This is a genomic window from Streptomyces sp. TRM68367 (assembly GCF_014495685.1).
Taxonomy (GTDB): Bacteria; Actinomycetota; Actinomycetes; order Streptomycetales; family Streptomycetaceae; genus Streptomyces.
Window position 1 is genome coordinate 1 of sequence record NZ_JACTVI010000064.1, and the last position, 24,856, is coordinate 24,856.

20 protein-coding genes and 3 pseudogenes are annotated in these 24,856 nt (G+C 68.7%); 4 read left to right on the top strand and 19 right to left on the bottom strand.

Annotated elements, in window-relative coordinates; translation table 11 throughout:
* A partial coding sequence (locus tag H8R17_RS30775; protein ID WP_316959574.1) for a DNRLRE domain-containing protein occupies positions 1 to 5,840 on the bottom strand: 5,840 nt, incomplete at its 3' end.
* A gap of 359 nt (positions 5,841 to 6,199) precedes the next feature.
* Between H8R17_RS30775 and H8R17_RS47555 the strand changes: the two genes are divergently transcribed.
* Positions 6,200 to 6,787, top strand: coding sequence for a hypothetical protein (locus tag H8R17_RS47555; protein ID WP_262505629.1), 588 nt, complete (start codon positions 6,200 to 6,202; stop codon positions 6,785 to 6,787).
* Between the two features lie 232 nt (positions 6,788 to 7,019).
* Positions 7,020 to 7,592, top strand: a complete 573-nt coding sequence (locus H8R17_RS30785; RefSeq protein WP_187826491.1) for a cob(I)yrinic acid a,c-diamide adenosyltransferase — start codon at positions 7,020 to 7,022, stop codon at positions 7,590 to 7,592.
* A 47-nt stretch (positions 7,593 to 7,639) separates the two neighbouring features.
* On the opposite strand, the pseudogene H8R17_RS30790 reads toward H8R17_RS30785, so the two are convergent.
* Positions 7,640 to 8,211: pseudogene (locus H8R17_RS30790) on the bottom strand (hypothetical protein).
* A gap of 14 nt (positions 8,212 to 8,225) precedes the next feature.
* Between H8R17_RS30790 and H8R17_RS30795 the strand changes: the two are divergent.
* Positions 8,226 to 8,655, top strand: a pseudogene (locus tag H8R17_RS30795) (two-component sensor histidine kinase); the annotation flags it as partial.
* Between the two features lie 3 nt (positions 8,656 to 8,658).
* Positions 8,659 to 9,147: pseudogene (locus H8R17_RS30800) on the top strand (LuxR C-terminal-related transcriptional regulator); the annotation flags it as partial.
* Between the two features lie 112 nt (positions 9,148 to 9,259).
* Here the strand turns inward: H8R17_RS30800 and H8R17_RS30805 are convergent.
* The 17 genes from H8R17_RS30805 to rpmE all read right to left on the bottom strand — a co-directional run bounded on the left by H8R17_RS30805 (position 9,260) and on the right by rpmE (position 24,720).
* Positions 9,260 to 9,706, bottom strand: a complete 447-nt coding sequence (locus H8R17_RS30805) for a DUF2550 domain-containing protein (RefSeq protein ID WP_187826492.1) — start codon at positions 9,704 to 9,706, stop codon at positions 9,260 to 9,262.
* Between the two features lie 155 nt (positions 9,707 to 9,861).
* Positions 9,862 to 10,239, bottom strand: a complete 378-nt coding sequence (locus H8R17_RS30810) for a F0F1 ATP synthase subunit epsilon (protein WP_187826493.1) — start codon at positions 10,237 to 10,239, stop codon at positions 9,862 to 9,864.
* 110 nt (positions 10,240 to 10,349) lie between these two features.
* Complete coding sequence (atpD, locus tag H8R17_RS30815; RefSeq protein WP_187826494.1) at positions 10,350 to 11,786, bottom strand: F0F1 ATP synthase subunit beta; 1,437 nt, start codon at positions 11,784 to 11,786, stop codon at positions 10,350 to 10,352.
* Positions 11,787 to 12,704, bottom strand: a complete 918-nt coding sequence (locus H8R17_RS30820; protein WP_187826495.1) for a F0F1 ATP synthase subunit gamma — start codon at positions 12,702 to 12,704, stop codon at positions 11,787 to 11,789. It lies immediately after the preceding gene.
* A 20-nt stretch (positions 12,705 to 12,724) separates the two neighbouring features.
* Positions 12,725 to 14,317, bottom strand: coding sequence for a F0F1 ATP synthase subunit alpha (atpA, locus tag H8R17_RS30825; RefSeq protein ID WP_187826496.1), 1,593 nt, complete (start codon positions 14,315 to 14,317; stop codon positions 12,725 to 12,727).
* Between the two features lie 145 nt (positions 14,318 to 14,462).
* On the bottom strand, positions 14,463 to 15,284 hold the full coding sequence (locus H8R17_RS30830) for a F0F1 ATP synthase subunit delta (RefSeq protein WP_187826497.1): 822 nt from the start codon (positions 15,282 to 15,284) through the stop codon (positions 14,463 to 14,465).
* A complete protein-coding gene (locus H8R17_RS30835; RefSeq protein WP_187826498.1) occupies positions 15,281 to 15,838 on the bottom strand; it encodes a F0F1 ATP synthase subunit B in 558 nt (185 codons plus the stop codon). Before H8R17_RS30835 ends, H8R17_RS30830 begins: the two co-directional genes overlap by 4 nt.
* 39 nt (positions 15,839 to 15,877) lie before the next feature.
* Complete coding sequence (atpE, locus tag H8R17_RS30840; protein WP_187826499.1) at positions 15,878 to 16,108, bottom strand: ATP synthase F0 subunit C; 231 nt, start codon at positions 16,106 to 16,108, stop codon at positions 15,878 to 15,880.
* 77 nt (positions 16,109 to 16,185) lie between these two features.
* Positions 16,186 to 17,013, bottom strand: a complete 828-nt coding sequence (gene atpB, locus H8R17_RS30845) for a F0F1 ATP synthase subunit A (protein WP_187826500.1) — start codon at positions 17,011 to 17,013, stop codon at positions 16,186 to 16,188.
* A 225-nt stretch (positions 17,014 to 17,238) separates the two neighbouring features.
* Positions 17,239 to 17,685: a hypothetical protein gene (locus H8R17_RS30850; protein ID WP_187826501.1), complete on the bottom strand. Its 447-nt coding sequence runs from the start codon at positions 17,683 to 17,685 to the stop codon at positions 17,239 to 17,241.
* 331 nt (positions 17,686 to 18,016) lie between these two features.
* Positions 18,017 to 19,393, bottom strand: a complete 1,377-nt coding sequence (locus tag H8R17_RS30855) for an MraY family glycosyltransferase (protein WP_187826502.1) — start codon at positions 19,391 to 19,393, stop codon at positions 18,017 to 18,019.
* 129 nt (positions 19,394 to 19,522) lie between these two features.
* Positions 19,523 to 20,761, bottom strand: a complete 1,239-nt coding sequence (glyA, locus tag H8R17_RS30860; protein WP_187826503.1) for a serine hydroxymethyltransferase — start codon at positions 20,759 to 20,761, stop codon at positions 19,523 to 19,525.
* A gap of 207 nt (positions 20,762 to 20,968) precedes the next feature.
* Positions 20,969 to 21,649, bottom strand: coding sequence for a protein-tyrosine-phosphatase (locus H8R17_RS30865; protein ID WP_187826504.1), 681 nt, complete (start codon positions 21,647 to 21,649; stop codon positions 20,969 to 20,971).
* The gene (locus H8R17_RS30870) at positions 21,646 to 22,293 is read right to left on the bottom strand and encodes an L-threonylcarbamoyladenylate synthase (RefSeq protein ID WP_187826505.1); all 648 of its coding nucleotides are present in this window, start codon (positions 22,291 to 22,293) and stop codon (positions 21,646 to 21,648) included. The genes H8R17_RS30865 and H8R17_RS30870 overlap by 4 nt, the downstream gene beginning before the upstream one ends.
* Positions 22,294 to 22,345: 52 nt before the next feature.
* On the bottom strand, positions 22,346 to 23,191 hold the full coding sequence (gene prmC, locus H8R17_RS30875; RefSeq protein ID WP_187826506.1) for a peptide chain release factor N(5)-glutamine methyltransferase: 846 nt from the start codon (positions 23,189 to 23,191) through the stop codon (positions 22,346 to 22,348).
* A gap of 119 nt (positions 23,192 to 23,310) precedes the next feature.
* Positions 23,311 to 24,390, bottom strand: coding sequence for a peptide chain release factor 1 (gene prfA, locus H8R17_RS30880; protein ID WP_187826507.1), 1,080 nt, complete (start codon positions 24,388 to 24,390; stop codon positions 23,311 to 23,313).
* Between the two features lie 105 nt (positions 24,391 to 24,495).
* On the bottom strand, positions 24,496 to 24,720 hold the full coding sequence (gene rpmE, locus H8R17_RS30885; protein ID WP_014675000.1) for a 50S ribosomal protein L31: 225 nt from the start codon (positions 24,718 to 24,720) through the stop codon (positions 24,496 to 24,498).
* Positions 24,721 to 24,856: the final 136 nt, after the last annotated feature.

The window sequence follows — 24,856 nt, forward strand, 5'->3', positions numbered from 1 at the left end:
GACTTCACCCAGCCGTTGTCGTAGTACTCGTACGACGTGACGTTGCGGACGCTCTGGCCCTGCGACGGCGGGGCCGAGACCTGCTTGAGCTGGCCCACCTCGTCGTAGAAGTAGTACGTCCGGTCGGGCGCGGAGTAGCGCGTGTCGTCCTTGTCGAACGCCGTGAGCTGCTCCTTGACCCGGTTCAGCTCGTCATAGATCGTCTCCGTCGTGTAGTCGGTGGTGTCGTCCGTGGTCGCGACGCCCCGCGGGCTGATCACCTTGGTCCGGTTGCCGACCTTGTCGTACTCGTACCGGGTCGTCCGGTGGGTGATGACACCCGAGGCGTCCTTGGAGTAAGGGACCTTGACCTGCTTGGTCAGACCGCGCCGGTCGAAGGTGTACTCGGTGGTGTTGTTCTCGGCGTCCGTCGCCTGGTCGACGCGGCCATCGAGGTCGTAGTGGACGGATGTGAACTTGCCCGCGGCGTCGGTCGTCTTCACGACCCGGTGGTTCAGGTCGTACGCGTACTTCGTGGTGAAGTCCGTCGTGTCCGCGGTCGCGTTCTTCTTCGGGTCGATGACGGTGACCAGGTTGCCGACGTTGTCGTACTCACTGGTGACCTTGTCGCCCCTGGCGTTGACCACCGAGACCGGCTGATAGATTTCGTCGTACGAGTACGTGGTCGTGTAGTCGCCCGCCGTCGCCGTCAGGTTGCCCTTGGGCTCGGTGACGGTCAGGACGTTGCCGACCTTGTCGTACGTGGTCCTCGTGCGGCGCTCCGGGTCTCCCGCCTGGTCCACCGGGGCCAACGAGTCGGTGACCTGGTCGGCCGCGTCGTACACCGAGGAGGTCTCGGCGCCGTTCGGGGCGTACGCCGTCAGGATGTTGTTGTTGGCGTCGTACACCGGGGCCGGAGTGGTGATGAAGACACCGGCGGCCTGGTCCTTCGGCGACTTCTGCTCCAGCGGGCGGCCGAAGTAGTCGTAGCTCTGGGTGACCTTGGCGCCCTGGCCGGCTGCGTCCTTCTTGGCGTTGACGACCTGAAGGGTGTTGCCGCGCTCGTCGTAGACGAACGTGGTCGTGTTGGTCTTCGCGTCGGTGATCTTCTCCGGGTAACCGGTCGGACCGTACTGGTCGTACTTCGTGGTGTGGCCGCCTGCGTCGGTCTCCGTCAGCGGCTGGCCGTACACGTCGTACGTGGTCGTCGACATGTAGTCGTCCGGTACCGACGTCGTCGCGACGCCTTCCGGGTCGGTGACCGACGTCGGGTTGCCGAAGTCGTCGTACCCGAACTGCCAGGTGTTGCCCAGCGGGGACGTCTTGTGGAACAAGTTCGCCGAGTAGCCGTCCGCGCGGGTCTGGTACTCGAACGCCGTGGCACCCGACGGGTAGGAGGCCGGGTCGCAGTAGTCGGTCGGGTTGAAGACCGTCCACGACTTGGTGGTCTCCGGATCCCACTGGCGCAGCGGGTAGCCGGTCTTCTGGTCGTAGCAGAAGGCGGCCCTGGCGCCGTTGTTCTCCTCCAGGTACGTGACGTTGTTGTCCGCGTCCCAGGCCAGCTTGGTGGTCTGCGACTTGGCGTTGGTGAGCTGCACCGGGCGGGCGAAGTCGTCGGTGACGTACTTCGTCGCATGGTTCTCGGCATCGGTGACCGTGGTGTCGGTGAACTTCGTGTTCGTGGCGTTGGCCCCGTACGCGAAGTCCGTGGTGCCGCCTCGGCGGTCGGTGATGGTCTTGGTCCACCAGTGGTACTTGGGATCGTCACCCGTCTGCGGGGCGTAGTACGCCAGGTCGGTGCCGTTGCCGCGCGGGTCGGTGGCGGTGACCAGCTTGACGTTCTTGTTGCCCTGGGTGGCGTCGTAGGTGAACTTGAAGACCTTCGGCTGGGACGAGTCCTCGCCGTCGACCATGCGGCCCATCAGGCCCTTGGTCGTGTAGTAGAAAGTGATCTCGCGACCGGAGATGTCCGTGACGGACTTGATGTGGTCGTAGATCTTGGAGTTGGTCAGGTTGGTGCCGCTGGCCTTGGCGCCCGTGTCGTCGATGTAGTCGTACGACGCGTCGCCCTTCTTGTAGTAGTCGACGGTCAGGGACTGACGGCCGGCCGGATCCGTGATGTAGCGCAGGAACTTGACCGGCTTGTTGTTGGACTTGCGCTCCTCGTACGTGAACGTCTGCGTGTTGCCGTCGTTGTCGACGACCGACGTCAGATAGCCGTCACAGCCGAAGAGGAAGCGCGTGCCGTCCGGGCGCATGAGCGTCCAGGCGTCGGGGATCGCATCCTTGGCCGGGGTGCAGTCCGACCCCGGCTTGGCCTCCAGCCTGAAGTGGACTCCCGCCGGGGCCTTCCACTCACCCGCAGTGTCGTCCCAGCGGAAGACATGTGTGGTGCCGTCCCCGTCCGGGAGCTTGACCTCGGTCGGGTTCGGGTTGGGATGGAAGTCCAGCGGCGCGCCCAGGCGCAGCGGGCCCGCCGCCTGGGCCGACCAGCCGTGGCCGAGGACGGTGTCCGAGGTGTCGAGGGAGTTGTAGGCGACGCGGAAGAAGGTGTTCAGTCCGCGGCCCGGGTTGTTGATCGCGTTGTACGACCAGACGCTGTTGCCCGCCGCGGTGTTGTTCATCACGGTCGAGCCGGCGCCGGTGTTCTTGCCGGTGTAGGAGTAGAACTTCTCCAGACCCAGCTGGTTGGAGGTCGGGTCCTCCACCGCGACGTTCTGCTTCAGCGCCGGGATCCCGCCGGTGCCCGCCGACAGCCAGCTGCCGTCGGAGACCTTGCGGACGTCCCAGCCCAGCACATACTCGGTGCGCTTGTTGCCGGAGTCGGAGTTGATCGGCGTCTTCACCTGCGCCTGGATCGTCGCCGAATCGCCCGGCGCCAGGGGCGGGACGGCGGTGGCCAGCTGGTTGCCGCCGGTGGTCACATCCGTGCCGTCGGGCAGCTTCCAGGTGTAGGACAGCTCCCGCTCACCCGCGGCCCACGCCGAGGACGTGGTGTTGGTGACCGTGAAGTCCACCGTGTAGGTGGTGTTCGGCGTCATCCGCGACGGTGTCTTCGGCGCGTAGTACGTCGACTCCGTCGTGGAGTCGATATAGGTGACCACGATCTTCGGGTGGAGCCGCTGCTCGGCACCCTCCGAGGACAGGAACAAGGTCCGCTCCTGCGAGGCGGCCTCGTCGGCCATCTTGATGGCCACGCCCTTCTGCGAGGACGGAGTGGACACCCAGGACTGCGCGAGCGAGGTGACGCTCCAATCGTGACGAGCCGGATCGTTGGTCATCTCCCCGGTGTCGGCCACCGAAGCGCCGAAGTCGCCACCCGCACTCGCCCAGTTGGTGGTCGCGTCCGCCTTCACCCAGGTGGCGGTGGCCTCGTCGAAGTCACGCGTCAGCGGCCGCAACTCGTAGAGCGCGCCGGACACCGACTTGACGGTCTGCGTACCCCACAACCGCACCGTCGCATCCAGCACCCGCGCCGTGTCGGGGATACCGAGATCCGGGAACTTCAGCAAGGTGCGCGTATCGCCGTACGTCGGTGAGTTGTTGCCGACGACGACCCAGTGCTTCGGGCCGCCGTCGTCGAAGGTGTCGAGCGCGGTCGTGGACTGCGTCGAGGACAGAGTGGTGTCCTGCGAGGCTGTCAGCACCCTTGTGGTCCGGCCGGCCTTCGGCAGCCGCACCAGCTGCGTCGGCGCACCGATGACCTGCCCGTCCTTCGTCTTGACGGCGACCATGTAGTAGTACGCTCGCCCGAACGGATCCGGATCGTCCGCCCTGGTCGGGACCGCCGTGGTGTCCGTGAACGCCGTCGTGGCGGGCTCGACCGGCGCGACGAGCGTGGCGGCCGACGGAGTGAACGCCTGGAACACGCTGCGGTGGACCTGGTACTCGACGATGTCGTCGCCCGTGGCGGCCGGGTCCGGGTCCTGGTAGGCGGACCACTTCAGCTCCGCGCCCGTGTCGTGGATCGTCGTCGGGGGCGCGAGATCCGCACCCTGACGGCCGAAGGTCAGCACCAGCCGCGGGTAGTTGGCCGTCTCCCCGTCGTAGGCGTACTCACTGGCCTCGTAGCGCGGGCCACCCTTGGGACCATCGGCGCTCTCGTCACCGGCCTTGACCACGAACCCGTGGTTGGCGTACGTGCCGTCGATCCACGACTGCACGGTCTTCGTCACCGGGAACGAGTGCCAGGTGTTCAGCTCACCCGGCTTCTTGGTGACCACACCGCCCTTGGTGAACCGGACCGCATCCGCGATCACCGCAGTGCTCGTCGAGGCGGGACCGTCACCCAGCACGACCTTGCCGAGCGTGCCCGCCTTGAACGGGTGAGAGCCCAGCGTCTTCCACTCGCCGCCGCTGCCGGCACTCTGGTCGACCGTGTACGTCGTCGACCCGCCGTCATGAGTGACCGTGTACGGCGCCGCGGTGGCCCGGTCGAACTCCGGCACGTAATGCGCCTCGACCTGGTAGGTGCCGTCCTCCGGAAGGCTCGGCTGCCAGGTGTAGGTGTCCCCGGACACCGAGTCCTTGTTGTAGTGGTAGTCCTGCCCGACCGCGTACTGCGTCAGCGATGAACCCGAGGCCGGCCAGGACCCCACCGCGGCCGTGGTGCCCGAGTCACCGTCGTCGACCACGACCGACGTGCCCGACAGCTCACCCGTGATCGCGTTCGCGCTGTCCCACGTCGCCGTCGACTCGTCCCACGCCCCGGTGGCCCGGTGCGCCTGAAGCCGCACCTCATCGTTGTTTGTGGTGTGTACCTGGTCGTAGTACATTTTGAGGTCGGCCGAGTCCAGCTGCGCCCCCGCCGGGAGACCGCTCAACGGGAACCTCAGCAGCGCCCGGGCCGCACCGGTGCTGGTGTTGCCGACCGACAGCCGCCAGTTGGCGTCGTAGTTCGACGCCGGACCGTCCGAGGAGATCATCACATCCTGGGCCGTGGACGGCGTCGGCGCGATCGCGATCGTCGGATCGACCGTGACCGGATACTGCCGCTCCTTCGCCGCCAGCCACTTCTCATCAGGGGTGACCGTCAGCTTCCAGCCCCTGCCTGCCCGGGTGAGCTTCTGCTCGACAGCGGTGCTGTAGCGGGTGCCGTACGGCGACTGCGCGTCCTTCTTCGCATCCGTCATGAACGGCGCCGGGATCACCAGCACCGGATCCGCACCCTCACCGTAGAAGCGGACCGAGCCGTCCTTGCCCGCCTTCGGCGTGAGCCCATCCGGATCCAGCGTGAACGTGAACGACACCGGCCCAGCCGGGCGTTCGGCCAGAACGATGTTCTCCTTCACCCGCCCCGGACCCACCTGATACGACAGATCCGCGCCCGTCACCGCGTCCCTGTACGTCACGGTGTCGCCCTTGGCCACCGGAACGAGCCTGCCCGCACCCTGAAGCCCCACGGTCACCGCATGCCCGTCCCCGGCCTCGAACCGCAGCAGCCTGCTCGCGTCCGAACCGAACCAGCTACGGGCGACATTGGTGGTGTTGGCGAAATCGAAGCCCTTCGCCCTGGCCGGAGTGAGCGTCGGGTCGACGTCCTTCCACGACTTCCCCGCCCGGTACGCCGTCGGCACCGCCGACACCTCGGCCTGCACACGGCCGTCCGAAAGCTTCCAGTAACGTGCGTTCGCCGTACGCCTATTTGTCAGTTCCGCGACACGCTTCGGCTTTTCAGCCGCCTTGCCCTTGGGAAGTTTCTGCCGGTCGGCTATCCCCAACCCGTCATGCGACGGCGGCTTGTCCGTATCCTTCTCGTCGTCATCCGCGAACCAGCCCTTGACCGTGTCGACGATTCCCTCGCCGTCACCATCAGAGGCGGACGCGGCATAAGCGACCTGAGGCAGCGCGGTACTCGTCACCGCGGCTGCCGCAAGGCATGCTATGAGCCTGCCCAATCTGGGTCTCACGCCAAACCTTTCCTCTTGCGTTGCGGGCCAAACATGCCGCCGACGCCCCGTTCCACCTGTTGGTACGGGACGTCACAAGCAGCGGCGCCGCGGTTCTAGTCGGCCGGATGACGGCACGTCAAGTGACGTCCGATGTCCGACAATTCATCGATACGCAGATATCGGCATCCGATTTGTCCGTACGCTGGCGGCCGTCGTTCGGAGTCGTGTATAAGGGGCCGGTTCCGCGGTTCCGGGCTCAGAGTGCGCGGATCACGAGTCTTCGTTTTACGGTCCCGCGCTTTTGGGCCGTCCGATCAAAGAGGAATTTCATGGGCGAGGAGAAGACGGGCGTGGAGAAGACGGGCGAGGAGACTGCCGCGGAAACACCCAGCGTCCCGGACGAATCCGAGGCCGCGGAAACACCCAGGACTTCCGAGATGTCGCCCCCTGAGGAAACAGCCGACCCCGCCGGCCTGCCGCCTTCGCGGCGCCCCGACCGCTCCGCCCTCCTCGTCGCCGGCGCGATGCTGGCGGCGTGCGGCGGCCTGGTCCTGTACGGCGTCCTCGACAGCGGCACCGATGACGACCGCGGTGCGTCACGCCACCGCACCCCCACCGCCGCCGTCACCTACGAAGTGATCGGCGAAGGCGCCGCCGACCTCACCTACCAGGGCGACAGCGAGTCCGGAAAGGCCGTCACCGTCGACGCCGCCGAGCTGCCCTGGCGCAAAACCGTCGACATCCCCCTCGGCCAGAACCCCGTCATCAGCATCGTCCTCGACGAACGCGGCGGCACCGCGCGCTGCACCCTCGCCATCCGCGGCCGACACGTGCAGAGCGCCACCGCCACGGGGACGTTCGGCCGGGCCACGTGCTCCGGCACGCTGCCCGCCGGGGACGGCGGGCAGCGGGGCTGAGTCGAGGGCGATTCGCCCGAAATACAACTCGATGCACGGTGAGGGGGGCGCCTCATCATGTCCTGGCTCCAGCCGGGCGCCCACCCGCGCATCGCCATCGGGTGACGGGGCCGGGACCGGGCCGGCTGGACGTCCTGTCCGACCTCATGCCGCTCCGCCGACTTCGCCGCGCCGGCCGTGATCGCGGGCACACGCGTGTTCCGGACGGCCGGAGCGTAATTAGGCTGGCCGTATGGTCAACCTGACGCGCATCTACACCAGGACCGGCGACCGGGGCACCACCGCCCTCGGCGACATGAGCCGGGTCCCCAAGACCGACCTGCGGATCGCCGCATACGCCGATGCCAACGAGGCCAACGCCGTGATCGGCACGGCGATCGCGTTGGGCAACCTGGACGAGGAGATCGTCAAGGTTCTCACCCGCGTCCAGAACGACCTGTTCGATGTGGGCGCGGACCTGTCGACGCCGGTGGTGGAGAACCCGGAGTTCCCGCCGCTGCGGGTCGAGCAGTTCTACATCGACAAGCTGGAGGCGGACTGCGACCGCTTCCTGGAGGGCCTGGAGAAGCTCCGCTCGTTCATCCTGCCGGGAGGAACTCCGGGCGCGGCCCTCCTCCACCAGGCCTGCACGGTCGTGCGCCGCGCCGAACGCTCGACGTGGGCCGCACTGGAGGCCCACGGCGAGACGATGAACCCCCTCACCGCGACCTACCTCAACCGGCTGTCCGACCTGCTGTTCATCCTGGCGCGCTCGGCCAACAGGGGGGTGGGCGACGTCCTGTGGGTCCCCGGCGGCGAACGCTGAGGGGGGCGCTGGCCGGGCTCGCGCCGTGGAGTCCCGTCCCTGGGGGCTCACCTCGTGAGGGTCGTCTCCGGAGTCTTCTCCCCCTCCGGCGCCTTCTTCGGCCAGATCGCATAGCTCAGGGCGATCAGGCCGTGGATGCCGGCCGCGCGCCAGGCGGCGTACATCCAGCTCTGGAGGGAGCCGGTGCGGCTCGGGTCGTCGACGTACCACATCGCGATCAGCAGCAGGCCGCTCGCCACGGCGGCGGCCGTCACCGTGCCCAGCCACACCTTGCCCTCGTGCCGGGCCCGGGCCATGCCGTGACGCGGGGGCGTCCGCGGCGGCGGGCCCCCGCGAGGCGGTGCGCGGCGTGGCCGTCGAGCCACTTCACCGTCCGGTGGCCGTGGCCGACGGTGTAGCCGATGTACAGCGCGGCCAGACCGTGCTTCCAGCTCGGGTCGGCGCCGTTCTTCAGATCCACCGCGGTGACGACCAGCAGCACGACCTCCAGCAGCGGCTCGCACAGCAGCAGGGCGAGGCCGGTGCGGGGCATCCCGAGCAGGTAGCGGAAGGCCAGCCCCGCGGCCAGCAGCACCCAGACCTTGATCCTCGTTCCCGAGCGCTCTCTCAAGACGGTCATGCTGAAGTGAGGACATGGCATCCGTGCTCCCCCGCCCGCACCGCTTCGACGTGTACGTCGGCCTCGCCGGCCTGCTCGGCGGGCTCGTGCTGTGGGGCACGGGTCTGGCCACCCGCCCGCACACCGAGCCGTACGTGCTGTGGCCGGGCCGCTGGCCGGTGCTGCTGCCGCTCGTCCTGACCGCCGGCTGCGAGGTGCTGCGCCGCGCCCTTCCGCGCACGGCACTGCTGTGCGGCACGGCCTGGCTGGCCCTGGACACCCTCACGCAGGGCAATCTGGCGACGGTCCTGATGTTCACGGACCTCATGTACGCGGCCGCGCTGTACGGCCCGCCCGCCACGACCCGCCGCCTGCCGTGGATCACCGGGCTGCTCACCGTGACCGCCACGGTGGTGCCGTTCCGCTGTGATCCGCGAGCCGGAGGCGTTGCTGATCGGCGTGATCACCGTGCTGATGGACGTTCAGATGCCGTGCCTCGACGGGGTGTCGGCGACCCGGCAGGTCGTCGGGGAGCAGCTCGCCGACGTGCTCGTGCTGACCACGTTCGACCTCGACGCGTACGTGTTCGGTCTGCGCGCGGGCGCCGCCGGTTTCCTGCTGAAGAACACCGACGCGAACGACCTGCTGCAGGCCGTCCGCACCGTGGCGCGCGGCGAGGGCCTGATCGCCCCGGCCGTCACGCGCCGGCTCATCGCCGAGTTCGCGGCGAAGCCCGCGCGCGAGCCCACCGCCGACCCTGCCGTCCTGGACCGGCTCACCCGGCGCGAGCGCGAGGTGCTGTCCTGTCTCGGCGAGGGCCTGTCCAACGCCGGTATCGCCGCCCGCCTCGACATGGCCGAGGCGACGGTGAAGACGCACGTCAGCCGTCTGCTGGGGAAGCTGGAGTTGCGCAGCCGGGTCCAAGCCGCCGTACTGGCACAAGAGTTGGGGATCTGAGCGGGTCAGTCACGGCACTGGTCCAGACCTATTGGCCGATGGTCCAGACCTTCCTGTCCTCGCCGCACCATGAGGGGCATGAGGCTCGGTGATGCCCTCCCCGATCACAGCGTTACGCCACGTTCACGCGCTGACCGGGCGGGGCCGCTTCCAGCCACGCGAGGAAACCGGTCAGTGCGTCCTCGCTCATGGCGAGTTCCAGCCGCGTGCCCCTGTGCAGACAGGCGAGGACCACATGGTCGGACAGCAGCGCCAGCTCCTCCTCACCGTCGGGGACGCGACGGCCGGCCACCTCGATCGCGGAGCGCTCCAGGACGCGGCGCGGGCGGGGCGAGTACGAGAAGACGCGGAACCATTCGACGCGGTCGCCGTTGTAACGGGCCACCCCGTAGGCCCAGCCCTTGCCGCCGGCGTCACCCTTCTCCGGGGCGTCCCAGCGCAGACTGCAGTCGAACGTGCCGCCGGAGCGCTGGATGAGCCTGCGGCGCAGACCGAAGACGAACAGTCCCACCACCACGAGGGCGACGACAATTCCGCACACAGTCAGAGCGAGGACCATCGGCACCGACCTCCTCGTCTCCTAGGTAACGGAACGGAAAAGACTCCCACATCTGCCTCAGCCGCGGCTGGGTCCGGATCGCTCCGGTCCCAGCCGCGGCTGAGTGACGTCATCGCACGCTCCCAGAGCCTAAGGCCTGGGAGGCGCACCCACGGTCAGCGCGTGGCGGTCGCCGCCCGCAGTCGAACGTCCGCACGGCGCTCGGCCGTGGCGTCGCCCTCCGCCTTCGCGAGCTCCAGCTCCCGCTCCGCGCGCTGGACGTCGATCTCGTCCGACAGCTCGGCGATCTCGGCCAGCAGGGACAGCTTGTCGTCCGCGAACGAGATGAAACCGCCGTGCACCGCGGCGACGACCGTTCCACCGTCACTCGTACGGATGGTCACGGGGCCCGACTCCAGCACACCGAGCAGCGGCTGGTGACCGGGCATGACGCCGATGTCGCCGGACGTGGTGCGCGCGACGACCAGAGTGGCCTGGCCCGACCAGACCTCACGGTCGGCGGCGACCAGCGCGACGTGCAGCTCAGCAGCCAAGGGTGGCTCCTCAGGTCACCACCCGGCGGTTCTGCCGGGTGTTGGTTACAAGTCTAGTAGGCGTGAGTGAGGGGGCGGGACGCGCCCGCCCCCTGCTCGAGAACACCGGGTCAGGAGACGCCCAGTTCCTTCGCGTTCTTCTTCAGGTCCTCGAGACCACCGCACATGAAGAACGCCTGCTCCGGGAAGTGGTCGTACTCACCGTCGCAGATCGCGTTGAACGCGGCGATCGACTCGTCCAGCGGCACGTCCGAACCGTCCACGCCGGTGAACTGCTTGGCGGCGTGGGTGTTCTGGGACAGGAAGCGCTCCACGCGGCGGGCACGCTGGACGACCAGCTTGTCCTCCTCGCTGAGCTCGTCGATACCGAGGATCGCGATGATGTCCTGGAGGTCCTTGTACTTCTGCAGGATGCTCTTCACGCGCATGGCCGCGTGGTAGTGGTCCTGCGAGATGTAGCGCGGGTCCAGGATCCGGGACGTGGAGTCCAGCGGGTCCACGGCCGGGTAGATGCCCTTCTCGGAGATCGGACGGGAGAGCACCGTCGTCGCGTCGAGGTGGGCGAAGGTGGTGGCCGGGGCCGGGTCGGTCAGGTCGTCGGCGGGGACGTAGATCGCCTGCATCGAGGTGATCGAGTGACCGCGGGTCGAGGTGATGCGCTCCTGCAGGGTGCCCATCTCGTCGGCCAGGTTCGGCTGGTAGCCCACCGCGGAGGGCATACGGCCGAGCAGGGTCGACACCTCGGAACCGGCCTGGGTGAAGCGGAAGATGTTGTCGATGAAGAACAGCACGTCCTGCTTCTGCACATCGCGGAAGTACTCCGCCATGGTCAGACCGGCCAGGGCGACGCGCAGACGGGTGCCCGGGGGCTCGTCCATCTGACCGAAGACCAGCGCGGTCTTGTCGAGAACGCCGGACTCCTCCATCTCCGCGATGAGGTCGTTGCCCTCACGGGTGCGCTCGCCGACGCCCGCGAAGACGGAGACGCCCTCGTGGAGGTTGGCGACACGCATGATCATTTCCTGGATCAGCACGGTCTTGCCGACGCCGGCGCCGCCGAACAGGCCGATCTTGCCGCCCTTGACGTACGGGGTGAGCAGGTCGACGACCTTCAGACCGGTCTCGAACATCTCGGTCTTGGACTCGAGCTGGTCGAAGTCCGGGGCCTTGCGGTGGATGGACCAGCGCTCGCCGTCGTAGGACTCGTCGACGTTCAGCACCTCGCCGAGGGTGTTGAACACCTTGCCCTTGGTGAAGTCGCCGACCGGGACGCTGATGCCCGCGCCCGTGTCGGTCACCGTGGCCTGGCGGACCAGACCGTCGGTGGGCTGCATGGAGATCGTGCGGACCAGGCCCTCGCCCAGGTGCTGGGCGACTTCCAGGGTCAGGGTCTTCTTCTCGCCGGCGTTCGCCGGGTCGTCGACCTCGACGTGGAGGGCGTTGTACATGTCCGGCATCGCGTCGACGGGGAACTCCACGTCGACGACCGGGCCGATGACCCGGGCGACGCGGCCCGTAGCCGTCGCGGTCTCAACAGTGGTGGTCATTTAGTAGTCACTCCCCGCGGTCGCGTCGGCCAGAGCACTGGCGCCACCGACGATCTCGCTGATTTCCTGGGTGATTTCGGCCTGGCGGGCCTGGTTGGCAAGCCGGGTGAGCGTGTCGATGAGCTCACCGGCGTTGTCCGTGGCCGACTTCATCGCGCGCCGCGTGGCAGCGTGCTTCGAAGCGGCCGACTGGAGCAGCGCGTTGTAGATACGGCTCTCCACGTACCGCGGCAGCAGTGCGTCGAGGACGTCCTCCGCCGACGGCTCGAAGTCGAACAGCGGCAGGATCTCGCCCTTGGGCGCCGCCTCGGCCGCGACCTCGTCGAGACGCAGCGGCAGCAGCCGGGTATCGACCGCCGTCTGCGTCATCATCGACACGAACTCGGTGTAGACGATGTGGAGTTCGTCCACGCCGCCGTCCGCCGTCTCCGTCTCGATCGCCTCGATCAGCGGCGCCGCGACCTTCTTGGCGTCCGCGTACGCAGGGTCGTCGGTGAAGCCCGTGAACGACTGCGCGATCTTGCGCTCGCGGAAGTTGTAGTGGGCCACACCACGGCGGCCGACGATGTAGATGTCGACCTCCTTGCCCTCGCGCTCGAGCCGCTCGGTGAGCTGCTCCGCCGTCTTGATCGCGTTGGCGTTGAAGGCCCCGGCCAGACCACGGTCGCTCGTCAGGAGCAGCACCGCGGCGCGGGTCGGGTTCTCGGCCTCCGTGGTCAGCGGATGCTTGGTGTTCGAGCCGGTGGCGACCGCCGTGACCGCGCGGGTGAGCTCGGTCGCGTACGGCGTGGAGGCCGCCACCTTGCGCTGCGCCTTGACGACGCGCGAGGCGGCGATCATCTCCATCGCCTTGGTGATCTTCTTGGTCGCCGAGACGGTTTTGATGCGACGCTTGTAGACCCGGAGCTGGGCTCCCATGAGTCAGGTCCCTTCCGTCGTCACTTGCCGGCGGCGGCCGGGGCGTCCTCGCCGAGCAGCTTGCCGTCGGCCGTCTCGAACTGCTTCTTGAACTCCACGACGGCGTCGGACATGGCCTGGATCGTGTCGTCGGACATCTTGCCGCCCTCGCGGATGGAGGTCATGAGGCCCTGCTCCTTGCGGTGCATGTACTCAAGGAGCTCCCGCTCGAAGCGGCGGATGTCCACGACCGGCACGTCGTCCATGCGGCCGGTGGTACCGGCCCAGATGGAGACGACCTGGTCCTCGGTGGCCATCGGCGAGTACTGGTCCTGCTTCAGCAGCTCGACCATGCGCTGACCGCGCTCCAGCTGCGCCTTGGACGCGGCGTCCAGGTCGGACCCGAAGGCGGCGAACGCCTCCAGCTCACGGAACTGGGCGAGGTCCACACGCAGGCGGCCGGAGACCTGGCGGATCGCCTTGTGCTGAGCGGAGCCACCGACTCGGGAGACGGAGATACCGACGTTCAGGGCCGGACGCTGACCGGCGTTGAACAGGTCGGACTCCAGGAAGCACTGGCCGTCGGTGATGGAGATGACGTTGGTCGGGATGAACGCCGAGACGTCGTTGGCCTTGGTCTCGACGATCGGCAGACCGGTCATCGAGCCGGCACCCATGTCGTCGGAGAGCTTGGCGCAGCGCTCCAGCAGCCGGGAGTGCAGGTAGAAGACGTCACCCGGGTAGGCCTCACGGCCCGGCGGGCGGCGCAGCAGCAGGGAGACGGCGCGGTAGGCGTCGGCCTGCTTGGACAGGTCGTCGAAGATGATCAGGACGTGCTTGCCCTGGTACATCCACTGCTGGCCGATGGCCGAGCCGGTGTACGGCGCGAGGTACTTGAAGCCGGCCGGGTCGGACGCCGGGGAGGCGACGATGGTCGTGTACTCCAGGGCGCCGTTCTCCTCCAGCGCGCGGCGGACCGACGCGATGGTGGAGCCCTTCTGGCCGATGGCGACGTAGATGCAGCGGACCTGCTTGTTCGGGTCGCCGGAGCGCCAGTTGTCGCGCTGGTTGATGATCGTGTCGACGGCCAGCGCGGTCTTGCCGGTCTGGCGGTCGCCGATGATCAGCTGGCGCTGTCCGCGGCCGATCGGGGTCATGGTGTCGACGGCCTTGTAGCCCGTCTCCATCGGCTCGTGCACCGACTTACGGGCCATGACGCCCGGAGCCTGCAGCTCGAGGGCGCGACGGCTGTCGGTCTCGATCTCGCCGAGGCCGTCGATCGGGGTGCCGAGGGGGTCGACCACGCGGCCGAGGTAGCCCTCGCCGACGGGGACGGACAGGACCTCACCGGTGCGCTGCACCGGCTGGCCCTCCTCGATGCCGCTGAACTCGCCGAGGATGATGGCACCGATCTCCCGCTCCTCGAGGTTGAGGGCGAGGCCGAGGGTGCCGTCCTCGAACTTCAGCAACTCGTTGGCCATGGTCGAGGGCAGGCCTTCGACCTTCGCGATACCGTCGCCGGCAAAGGTGACCGTACCGACCTCCTCGCGCGAGGCCGCGTCCGGCTTGTACGCCTGGACGAAGTTCTCCAGCGCGTCCCGGATCTCCTCCGGCCGGATCGTGAGCTCCGCCATCTGGGTTCCCTGCTCTCCTTGTTGGGCCCGAAGTTTCACTTGGGGGGTTGGGGGACTCCCCCCAAAGGAGGTGAATCCTCTGCACGGCCCAACCAGGGCCGTAAGTACGACTTGCGTGTTCAGTTGCCGCGGCTGACCGTGGTCGTCAGCTCGCCATTCGGCGGCCGGCGTCCTCGATGCGGTCCGCGATGGAGCCGTTGATGAGCTCGTCACCGACCCGCACCCGGATCCCGCCGACGACCTCGGGGTCCACGTCGAGGTTGAGGTGCATCCTGCGCCCGTAGAGCTTGGCGAGGGCGGCGCCCAGGCGCTGCTTCTGCGGGTCGCTCAGCGGCACCGCCGAGGTGACGACGGCGACCGTCCGGTCCCGGCGCTCGGCGGCGAGCCTCGACAACGACTCCAGTCCCGCTTCCAGGCTACGTCCCCGCGGCGCGGTCACAAGACGCGTCACAAGACGCTCGGTCACCACGGCCGCCCTGCCGCCGAGCAGACTGCGCAGCAGCTCGCTCTTGGCCGAGGTGGTGGCCTTGCGGTCGGTCAGCGCGGCGCGCAGCCCGATGCTGGAGGAGACGATCCGGGCGAACCGGAACAGCTCGTCCTCGACGTCGTCGAGCGTGCCCGACCGCTGCGCGGCGGTGAAGTCGGCGATGTTCGCCAGCTCCTCCAGCGCGTCCACCAGGTCGCGGGACTGCGACCAGCGGGAGCGCACCATGCCGGACAGCAGGTCGGTCGCCTCGCCGCCGACCTGGCCGGCGAGCAGGCGCTGGACCAGCTCGGCCTTGGCCTCACCGGCCTGCGCCGGGTCGGTCAGGACCCGACGCAAGCTGACCTCGCGGTCGAGCAGCGCGGTGACGGCGGCCAGCTCGTCGGCGAGCCGTCCCGCGTCCACGGACGTGGAGTCGGTCAGCGCGTCGACACGCTCACGGGCGGCTGCCAGGGCCTCGCGGCTCGCTCCGTGGGCAGTCATCGCGTGGCCTCGGCCTTCGTCGCCTTCTCGTCGAGTTCGTCGAGGAAGCGGTCGATCACGCGGCTCTGCCGGGCGTGGTCCTCAAGGGACTCGCCGACGAGCTTGCCGGCCAGCTCCGTGGCGAGCTTGCCGACGTCCTGCCGCAGCGAGGACGCGGCGGCCTTGCGGTCGGCCTCGATCTGCGAGTGACCGGCAGCGATGATCTCTTCACGCTGCCGCTGGCCTTCCGCGCGCATCTCGGCGATGAGCGCGGCACCCTGCTCCTGCGCCTCCTGGCGCAGACGCGCGGCCTCGTGCCGGGCCTCGGCGAGCTGGGCCTTGTACTGCTCCAGAACGCTCTGGGCCTCGGTCTGAGCGGCCTCGGCCTTCTCGATACCGCCCTCGATGGCCTCGCGGCGCTCTTCCAGAACCTTGTTGATGTTCGGGAGCAGCTTCTTGGCGAGGAAGCCGAAGACGATGACGAAGGCGATCAGGCCGATGACGAGCTCGGGGATCGGCGGGACCAGGGGGTTTTCTGCCTCCCCGGTCGCCGCGATCGTGAGCAGCGGGCTCATGTGTGTGCCTTTCGTCTAGTCGGCTGGTCCGAGGGCGATTTAGTTGTAGCCGTAGACGAAGGGCATGACCAGACCGATCAGGGCAAGCGCCTCACAGAAGGCGAAGCCGAGGATCTGGTTGGCACGGATCAGGCCGGCGGCCTCGGGCTGACGGGCCAGGGCCTGGGTGCCGTTACCGAAGATGATGCCGACGCCGACGCCGGGGCCGATGGCAGCGAGGCCGTAACCGATGGAGCCGAGCGAGCCGGTGACAGCGGCAAGGGTAGACATGCCAGTTCTTCCTTCTCTTTACGGACCGGTGGGGGTTGGCCACCGGACGACTTGTGGGGGTCTTCAGGGGCGGTGGCTCAGTGGTGCTCGGCCATGGCGCCCTGAATGTAGGTGCACGTCAGCAGGACGAACACGTACGCCTGCAGGGCCTGGATGAACAGCTCGAAGGCGGTCATCACGATGACCATGACGAACGAGACACCCGCGTAGGCGATGCCGATCCCGTTGAGCATGTACCAGCTGGCGATCGTGAACAGCAGCAGCAGGGTGTGCCCGGCGAACATGTTCGCGAACAGTCGCACGGCGTGCGTGAACGGGCGGATCAGCAGGTTCGAGAACAGCTCGATCGTCATCGACAGCGGCAGCACCGGGCCGAGCGTCTTGTCGTAGCCGGTGACGTTCTTCCAGAAGCCGACGAACCCCTGCCGCTTGAAGGTCAGCGAGACCCACGTGACGTAGACGATCAGGGCCAGGACCAGCGGGTAGGAGATGATCCCCGTGACCGGGAACTGGGCGATCGGGATGATCGACCAGAGGTTCATCATCCAGACGAAGAAGAACAGCGAGACGACGAGCGGGACGTACTTCTCGCCCTCCTTCTTGCCGATCGTCTCGTAGACCACACCGCGCCGGATGAAGTCGTAGCCTGCCTCGGCGACCATCTGGAGCTTGCCGGGGACGACCTGCGGCCGGCGGAACGCGGTCCAGAAGAAGCCGACGATGATGACCGAGCCGAGCAGCGCCAGCAGCATCGTCTTGTTGAAGTACAGGTTGCTGTCCCCATCACCCAACAGGGGCTGGAACAGGAACGAGTGCAGGCCCGGGGACACTTCGGTGAAGCCACACCCGTCGAAGAGGTGGCAGTTGGTGTCGAAGGCGAGCACCTGCGTCGGGTCAGCACTCACCGCGGGCTCCTTCAGCGTGGCGCATAGGTACGGCAACCTCGTTGTGTCGGCGCGGCGAGCAGCCGCAGTTCGGCACGGGACTGGTGTTACGGATGTGGGGGCGGCTGTGGGGCATCAAGCCTCGCGATTGAGCAGGCGTCAGCTCAGATGCCCGCGCCCGCGATGCCGCAGTTGGCACCGGACGATAGCAGGATCTCTCATGCGTCTTTATTCCGGCCCTACCCCTCACGACGAGTGCCCCGTCTTTTCGGGCTTGTCGCCCGTCGGAGAGGCGCTGGAGTCGGGTTCGACGTAGAGGGTCTTGGCCTTCATGTGGGCCCGCGTCTGGGCGGCGATCCACACCAGGGTCGTGGCGAGCAGCGTGAACGCGAAGGCCCTCGGGTGGAACAGCGTCGTGTTCTTGAACGCGGCCATGAAGATGAACAGCAGCAGGATCTGTGCCGCGTAGAGCATCAGGCCCATGGCCTGGAAGAGGTGCGGAAGCGATTTGGCAGTGCGCTGCAGGACGTAGAGGCCGAGTCCCATGAAGAGGATCACGACCAGCGTTCCGACGACCGCTCCGGTCGCCCCCTTGCCGCCGGCGACGACACCACTGACGACGGCGGCGACAGCGCCGACGGCAGCCGTGGGCACGGCAGCCTGGGCCAGGATCCGGACGTCATTGGACGGCATGGCGGCAACTCCGCTTTCGCAGGGGGCAGGGTGTCGTCATGGACGAGCGTAGTCCCGGGCCGAGGGGGGACCTCACACCAATGGACCGTCGCACCACGGCCCTTCGGCTCTATCCGGGGGGTTCTCGTGAACCGTATCACAAACTATTTGATGCAGTCTTTACCTGCCCGGTGTGCTCGGTGTCACACATGAGAGTGATGCTGCGCGTTTGTGCAAAAGCCGCGTCGACTTGTCTGATATAGGGCGCTTCGTCCTCCCAACCCAGCCCCATCCCAGCCCACGACTTGGCAATGCTCTCGCCAGATTCTTACCTTGGCGTCAGTACGGGAGGTCAGCGCGGCGTTCCGGCCTTACGCCGGTCCAGCGGACGCGAACGGGCACCGAGGGCGGTCGCGCCGTTGACGCGGGGCACCCCGTTCACCACGGGGGTGCGGTGCTCCTCGGCGGGCGAGGCGGACGAGGCGGGCGAGCCGGACTCGGTTGCCGGGGCGGCCTCCGCGGCCGGGCACTCGGCAGCGGGCTCCTCTTCCGCCACCGCCCGGCGCCGCCGGTACCGCGGCGGCACGAAGCCCTCGGCCCAGTGCGGGGCACGCGGCGTGAAGCGCGGCAGCAGGAGCAGGACCAGGCCGATGGCGCTGAGGAAGACCACGCCCAGGACGATCCACATGGACGCGGCGTTGACCGAGTAGGCCAGCGCGCCGAAGGCGATCAGCGCCGACCAGAAGTACATGATCAGCACGGCCCGGCTGTGCGAGTGGCCGATCTCCAGCAGGCGGTGGTGCAGGTGCCCCCGGTCCGCCGCGAACGGCGACTGACCGCGCCAGGTGCGCCGGACGATGGCCAGGATCAGGTCGGCGGCCGGGATCGCGATGATCGTCAGCGGCATGACCAGCGGGATGTAGACCGGCACCATCTGGTGCACGGAGTTGCGTTCGGAGCCGGTGAACAGGTTCATCAGGTCCGGGTCGACCTGGCCGGTGACCGAGATCGCGCCCGCGGCCAGCACGAGGCCGATCAGCATCGAGCCCGAGTCGCCCATGAAGATCCGCGCCGGGTGCATGTTGTGCGGCAGGAAGCCCAGGCACATGCCCATCAGAATCGCCGCGAACAGGGTGGCCGGGGCGGCGGCCTCGATGCCGTACGAATACCAGATCCGGTAGGCGTACATGAAGAACGCCGCCGACGCGATGCACACCATGCCGGCCGCGAGACCGTCCAGGCCGTCCACGAAGTTGACCGCGTTGATGGTGATGACGACCAGCGCCACCGTCAGCAGCGTGCCCTGCCACTGGGTCAGCGCGACCGTGCCGACGCCCGGCACCGGGATCCACAGGATCGTCAGGCCCTGCATGACCATCACGCCGGCGGCGATCATCTGGCCGCCCAGCTTGATCAGGGCGTCGATCTCGAACTTGTCGTCCAGGACACCGATCAGCCAGATCAGGGCGGCCCCGGAGAGCAGGGCGCGCGGCTCGTTGGACTTCGCGAAGACCTCGTTGAGGTTGGTCAGGTGGTCGGCGACCAGCAGGCCCGCGCACAGGCCGAAGAACATCGCGATCCCGCCGAGCCGCGGAGTGGGTTCCCGGTGCACGTCACGCGCCCGGATCTCCGGCATCGCCCCCGCCACGATCGCGAACTTTCGCACCGGCCCTGTCAGCAGGTACGTCACCGCGGCCGTGATGCAGAGCGTCAGCAGGTATTCACGCACGGGCTTCCCCACAGGTCTCGCTGGCCAGTACAGCCCCACACCCTAGCGAGGTGCGCATATGGTTGGGGACTTCCGGGTAGCGACGATGGTTGCACGTGTGGCTGTGTACGGATGTCCCCCTCCCCCGGTTCAGCGCGGATACGCCGGAAATCCACCGGCCAGCTCCCGCACCTCTTCACGCGCCTTCGACGCCTCGGTCGCACCCCTGAGCACCTCCCCGAAGAGGGCCGCGATCCGTGCCATCTCCCTCTCCCCCATCCCCTGGGTGGTGACCGCAGCCGTGCCCAGGCGCAGCCCGCGGGCGTCGCCGTGCGGCAGTGCGCAGCAGTCCAGGACGACACCGGCCGCCGCGAGCCGGCCGCGGGCGGTGCGGCCGTCGACGCCGAGCGGCGCCGGGTCGGCGGTGATCAGGTGCGTGTCCGTGCCGCCGGTGGTGACCACGAGCCCCTCGGCGGCCAGCCCGGCCGCCAGCGCCCGCGCGTTGACGACCACCTGATGGGCGTACGCGGCGAACGCCGGGGTGGCCGCCTCCCCGAAGGCGACCGCCTTGGCCGCGATCGTGTGCATCTGGGCGCCGCCCTGCGTGAAGGGGAACACCGCCCGGTCGACCCGCTCGGCCAGCTCGCTCCCGCACAGGATCATGCCGCCGCGCGGCCCCCGCAGCACCTTGTGGGTGGTGGCGCACACGATGTCGGCGTACGGCACCGGGTTCGGCGCCGCTCCCCCGGCGACAAGGCCGATGGGATGGGCCGCGTCGGCGATGAGATACGCCCCGGCCTCGTCGGCGACCTCGCGGAAGAAGGCGTGGTCGATGTGCCGGGGGTAGGCGATCGAGCCGCACACGATCGCCTTGGGCCGGCGCGTACGGGCGAGGGTGCGCACCTGGTCGTAGTCGATGAGCCCGGTCTCCGCGTCCACGCCGTAGCCGACGAAGTCGAACCAGCGGCCGGAGAAGTTCGCGGGCGAGCCGTGCGTGAGGTGGCCGCCGTAGGGCAGCCCGAGGGCCAGCACGGTGTCCCCCGGCCGCAGCAGCGCGGCATACGCGGCCAGTACGGCCGAAGACCCCGAATGCGACTGCACGTTGGCGTGCTCGGCACCGAAGAGCTTCCTGGCCCGCTCTACGGCGATGCGCTCGGCCACGTCGACGATCTCGCACCCTGCGTGGTGCCGCGCGCCCGGATACCCCTCCGCGTACTTGTTGGCGAGCGGCGACCCGAGCGCGGCCAGCACCGCCGGCGACGTGAAGTTCTCCGCCGCGATCAACTGCAACGTCGTCGACTGCCGCTCCCGCTCACCGAGCAGAATCTCGGCGAGCTCGGGGTCCTGACTCCGCAGGACGTCGGCCTCGATGGCAGGGGTGACCGTCATGGTGGACTCCGGACGTCGACGGTGACGTACGACCAATGTAGGCCCGGCAGCCCACAACCGCCCGAGTTGTTACACCACCCCGCAACCGCCCGCCGCAGCCAGCCGACCGCCGTTGGCAGTCGTCCCACTGGGGCGGGACGGGTGGGCACGGCCACCAGCGCCGGGCGCCGTCCCGAGAAACGTCCACGGCACCGACGTAGGACCGGCTCACGCCCGCGCCGGCACCCCCGTAAGCGCCGTGACCACCGGATCCAGCGCCTGGTGTATCTCGTCCCCGATCGACCGGAAGAACGTCAGCGGCGCCCCGTACGGGTCGTACACCTCGTCCGCCTCGGCCGTAGGCGCAAGAAGCCACCCGCGTAGAGCCGCGGCCGCACGCACCAGCGCACGTGCGCGCATGACCAGCCCCTCGTCCAGCGGCGGCAGCGTCGTGGGATCTATGGCCTTCACCAGTCGCGTGAACTCCTTCAGCGTGAACGTCCGCAACCCCGCCGAGTGCCCCATCGAGATCACTTGCGCCCGGTGATCCCGCGTAGCGGTCAGCACAAGGTCGGCCCGGATCACATGCTCGTCCAGCAGCTCCCGGCCCACGAAGCCGGACGCATCCGCACCGAAGTCGCCCAGCACGGTCTCCGCGTGCGACTCCATGGGCGCCCCCTCATGGCCCCAGGTCCCCGCGCTCTCCACGATGAGCCCGCCGCCCAGCACACCGAGCCGCTGCGTCACGAAATGGCGGGTCAGCCGCTCGGTGATGGGCGAGCGGCACACGTTGCCGGTGCTGACGTGGAGGATGCGGAAGGTGTCGCGCGGGAGCCCGACAAATGTGGTCGTGATCTCCGCAGCACGCTCCCCGTTGCCTATGCCACGCCCCGCGTCAGGGGCCGTCAATTCGCCACCTCGAGGTCGGGTACGACCTTGCGCAGCTCTTCCGGCGAGAGCGCGCCCTCGCGCAGCAGCACCGGCACGGGGCCGGTCACGTCGACGATCGAGGAGGGGACGTTGCCCGGGGTGGGGCCGCCGTCCAGGTACACGGAGACGGAGTCGCCGAGCATCTCCTGCGCGGCGTCGCAGTCCTCCGGCGCCGGGTGCCCGGTGAGGTTCGCCGAGGACACGGCCATGGGGCCGACCTCGGTGAGCAGTTCGATGGCGACCGGGTGCAGCGGCATGCGCACGGCAACCGTGCCCCGGGTGTCGCCCAGGTCCCACTGCAGCGACGGCTGGTGCTTGGCGACCAGCGTCAGCGCGCCCGGCCAGAACGCGTCGACCAGTTCCCAGGCCAGTTCGGAGAAGTCCGTGACGAGCCCGTGCAGGGTGTTCGGGGACCCGATGAGGACGGGCGTGGGCATATTGCGGCCCCGGCCCTTGGCCTCCAGGAGGTCGGCGACGGCCTCCGCGGAGAACGCGTCGGCGCCGATGCCGTACACGGTGTCCGTCGGCAGCACCACGAGCTCGCCACGGCGGACGGCGGACGCGGCCTCGCGCAGGCCGGTCGCACGGTCGGTCGCGTCATTGGTGTCGTATCGCCGAGCCATGTCTAGCGGGCCTCCTCGTACACGTACTGCGTTGGTGAAGTCCTGTGGGTGCTCACGGCAGCGCCTTGCGGGCAGTGGCGAACCGCGGGCGGTTGTTGAGGTCGGGGTGGTCGGCGGCGTCGGTCCAGCCGCGGTCCTCTGCGAAGATCCACGGCACCTGGCCGCCCTGGGTGTCGGCGTGCTCGATGACGACGACACCGCCGGGCCGCAGCAGCCGGTGCGCGGTGCGCTCGAGGCCGCGGATCAGGTCGAGGCCGTCCTCGCCGGAGAACAGCGCCAGCCCGGGGTCGTGGTCGCGCGCCTCGGGGGCGACGTACTCCCATTCGGTGAGCGGGATGTACGGCGGGTTGGAGATGACCAGGTCGACCTGGCCGTCGAGGTCGGGGAAGGCCGTACGGGCATCGCCCTGCCGCAGGTCGACCCTGGAGCCCGCCACGTTCTTACGGGTCCACACCAGGGCCTCCTCGGACAGCTCCACGGCGTGCACCCGGGAGCGCGGCACCTCCTGGGCGAGGGCGAGCGCGATGGCGCCGGAGCCGGTGCACAGGTCGACGATGCACGGCTCGACGACGTCCATGGCCCGTACGGCGTCTATGGCCCAGCCGACCACGGACTCGGTCTCGGGCCGCGGCACGAACACCCCGGGCCCGACCTGGAGTTCCAGGTACCGGAAGTAGGCGCGCCCGGTGATGTGCTGGAGCGGCTCGCGGGCCTCACGGCGGGCCACGGCCTCCCAGTAGCGGGCGTCGAAGTCGGAGTCCTTCACGGAGTGCAGCTCCCCCCGCTTGACGCCGTGCACGAACGCCGCGAGCTCCTCCGCGTCGTTGCGCGGCGAGGGCACGCCGGCGTCGGCCAGCCGCTGGGTGGCCTGGGCCACCTCCGCGAGCAGCAGGTTCACCTAAGTCCTCCGGTGCTCAGTACTCCTACGTGCCGTACGGGGTGTGTCATGGGCTGTGCCGGGGTCGCCAGCTAATCAGGTACCGCACCTCTCCTCCGGCCCGACCCCATGACACACCCCTACGTGGCTGCCAGCTTCGCCGCCGAGTCCGCGTCGACGCATGCCTGGATCACCGCGCCGAGGTCGCCGTCCAGGACCTGGTCCAGGTTGTACGCCTTGAAGCCGACGCGGTGGTCCGAGATGCGGTTCTCCGGGAAGTTGTACGTACGGATCTTCTCGGAGCGGTCGACGGTGCGGACCTGGCTGCGGCGGGCGTCGGCGGCGTTCCTCTCCGCCTCCTCCTGCGCTATGGCGAGCAGCCTCGAGCGCAGGATACGCAGTGCCTGCTCCTTGTTCTGCAGCTGGCTCTTCTCGTTCTGGCAGGAGGCGACGACTCCGGTGGGAATGTGCGTGATGCGCACCGCGGAGTCGGTGGTGTTGACGGACTGTCCGCCCGGGCCCGACGACCGGTAGACGTCGACGCGAAGGTCGTTGGGGTTGATCTCGACGTCGATCTCCTCGGCCTCGGGGGTGACGAGGACACCGGCCGCGGAGGTGTGGATACGGCCCTGGGACTCGGTCGCCGGCACGCGCTGGACGCGGTGCACGCCGCCCTCGTACTTCATGCGGGCCCAGACGCCCTGCCCCGGCTCCGTCTGACCCTTGGCCTTCACCGCGACCTGGACGTCCTTGTAGCCGCCCAGCTCGGACTCGGTGGCGTCGATGATCTCGGTCTTCCAGCCGACGCGCTCGGCGTACCGCAGGTACATGCGCAGCAGGTCGCCCGCGAACAGGGCGGACTCGTCGCCGCCCGCGCCCGCCTTGATCTCCAGGATGACGTCCTTGTCGTCGCTGGGGTCGCGCGGGATCAGCAGGAAGCGGAGCTTCTCCGTCAGCTCCTCGCGCTGCTTCTCCAGCTCCTTGATCTCTGCGGAGAACTCAGCAGCATAGTCGGGGTCGTCGGCGGCCAGCTCGCGCGCGGTCTCGATGTCGTCGCCGTGCTGCTTCCAGGAGCGGTACGTGGCGACGATCGGGGTGAGCTCGGCGTAGCGCTTGTTCAGCGTGCGCGCGCCCGCCTGGTCGGCATGGACCGCCGGGTCGGCGAGCTTCTTCTCCAGATCGGCGTGCTCAGCGACCAGTTCGTCGACGGCCTCGAACATCTTGGGCTCCTGTACTGCGGTGAGGGGGAAGGCGGGCGACCAAAAACGCCGGTCCCGGCGCAACCCTGGGAAGGGCGCGGCCGTGGACCGGCGAAATGGGGCTCGCTACTTCTTGGAGCCGGCGGCAGCCTTGCCGAAGCGGGCCTCGAAGCGGGCCACACGGCCACCGGTGTCGAGGATCTTCTGCTTGCCCGTGTAGAACGGGTGGCACTCGGAGCAGACCTCGGCCCGGATGGTGCCGGACTCGATGGTGCTGCGGGTGGTGAACGACGCGCCGCAGGTGCAGCTGACCTGCGTCTCGACGTACGCGGGGTGGATGTCGCGCTTCAAGGTGTCTCCTAGGTTTCGGGAGGGCGCCGGGTCGCTGCCGCGGGATGCGGAGCGTGAACCGGGGCCGACGTACCAGTCTGCCAGGACTGGGGCCTTCTCCCAAAACCGGGGGTTGCTGTTGTCTGTTCCCTGGGGG

Excerpts from the sequence above, each read along its gene's own strand:
- H8R17_RS47555 (WP_262505629.1), top strand. The coding sequence starts at position 6,200 with ATGGGCGAGGAGAAGACGGGCGTGGAGAAGACGGGCGAGGAGACTGCC.
- H8R17_RS30785 (WP_187826491.1), top strand. The coding sequence starts at position 7,020 with ATGGTCAACCTGACGCGCATCTACACCAGGACCGGCGACCGGGGCACC.
- H8R17_RS30805 (WP_187826492.1), bottom strand. The coding sequence starts at position 9,706 with ATGGTCCTCGCTCTGACTGTGTGCGGAATTGTCGTCGCCCTCGTGGTG.
- atpD (WP_187826494.1), bottom strand. The coding sequence starts at position 11,786 with ATGACCACCACTGTTGAGACCGCGACGGCTACGGGCCGCGTCGCCCGG.
- H8R17_RS30820 (WP_187826495.1), bottom strand. The coding sequence starts at position 12,704 with ATGGGAGCCCAGCTCCGGGTCTACAAGCGTCGCATCAAAACCGTCTCG.
- atpA (WP_187826496.1), bottom strand. The coding sequence starts at position 14,317 with ATGGCGGAGCTCACGATCCGGCCGGAGGAGATCCGGGACGCGCTGGAG.
- H8R17_RS30830 (WP_187826497.1), bottom strand. The coding sequence starts at position 15,284 with ATGACTGCCCACGGAGCGAGCCGCGAGGCCCTGGCAGCCGCCCGTGAG.
- H8R17_RS30835 (WP_187826498.1), bottom strand. The coding sequence starts at position 15,838 with ATGAGCCCGCTGCTCACGATCGCGGCGACCGGGGAGGCAGAAAACCCC.
- atpE (WP_187826499.1), bottom strand. The coding sequence starts at position 16,108 with ATGTCTACCCTTGCCGCTGTCACCGGCTCGCTCGGCTCCATCGGTTAC.
- H8R17_RS30850 (WP_187826501.1), bottom strand. The coding sequence starts at position 17,685 with ATGCCGTCCAATGACGTCCGGATCCTGGCCCAGGCTGCCGTGCCCACG.
- glyA (WP_187826503.1), bottom strand. The coding sequence starts at position 20,761 with ATGACGGTCACCCCTGCCATCGAGGCCGACGTCCTGCGGAGTCAGGAC.
- H8R17_RS30870 (WP_187826505.1), bottom strand. The coding sequence starts at position 22,293 with ATGGCTCGGCGATACGACACCAATGACGCGACCGACCGTGCGACCGGC.
- prfA (WP_187826507.1), bottom strand. The coding sequence starts at position 24,390 with ATGTTCGAGGCCGTCGACGAACTGGTCGCTGAGCACGCCGATCTGGAG.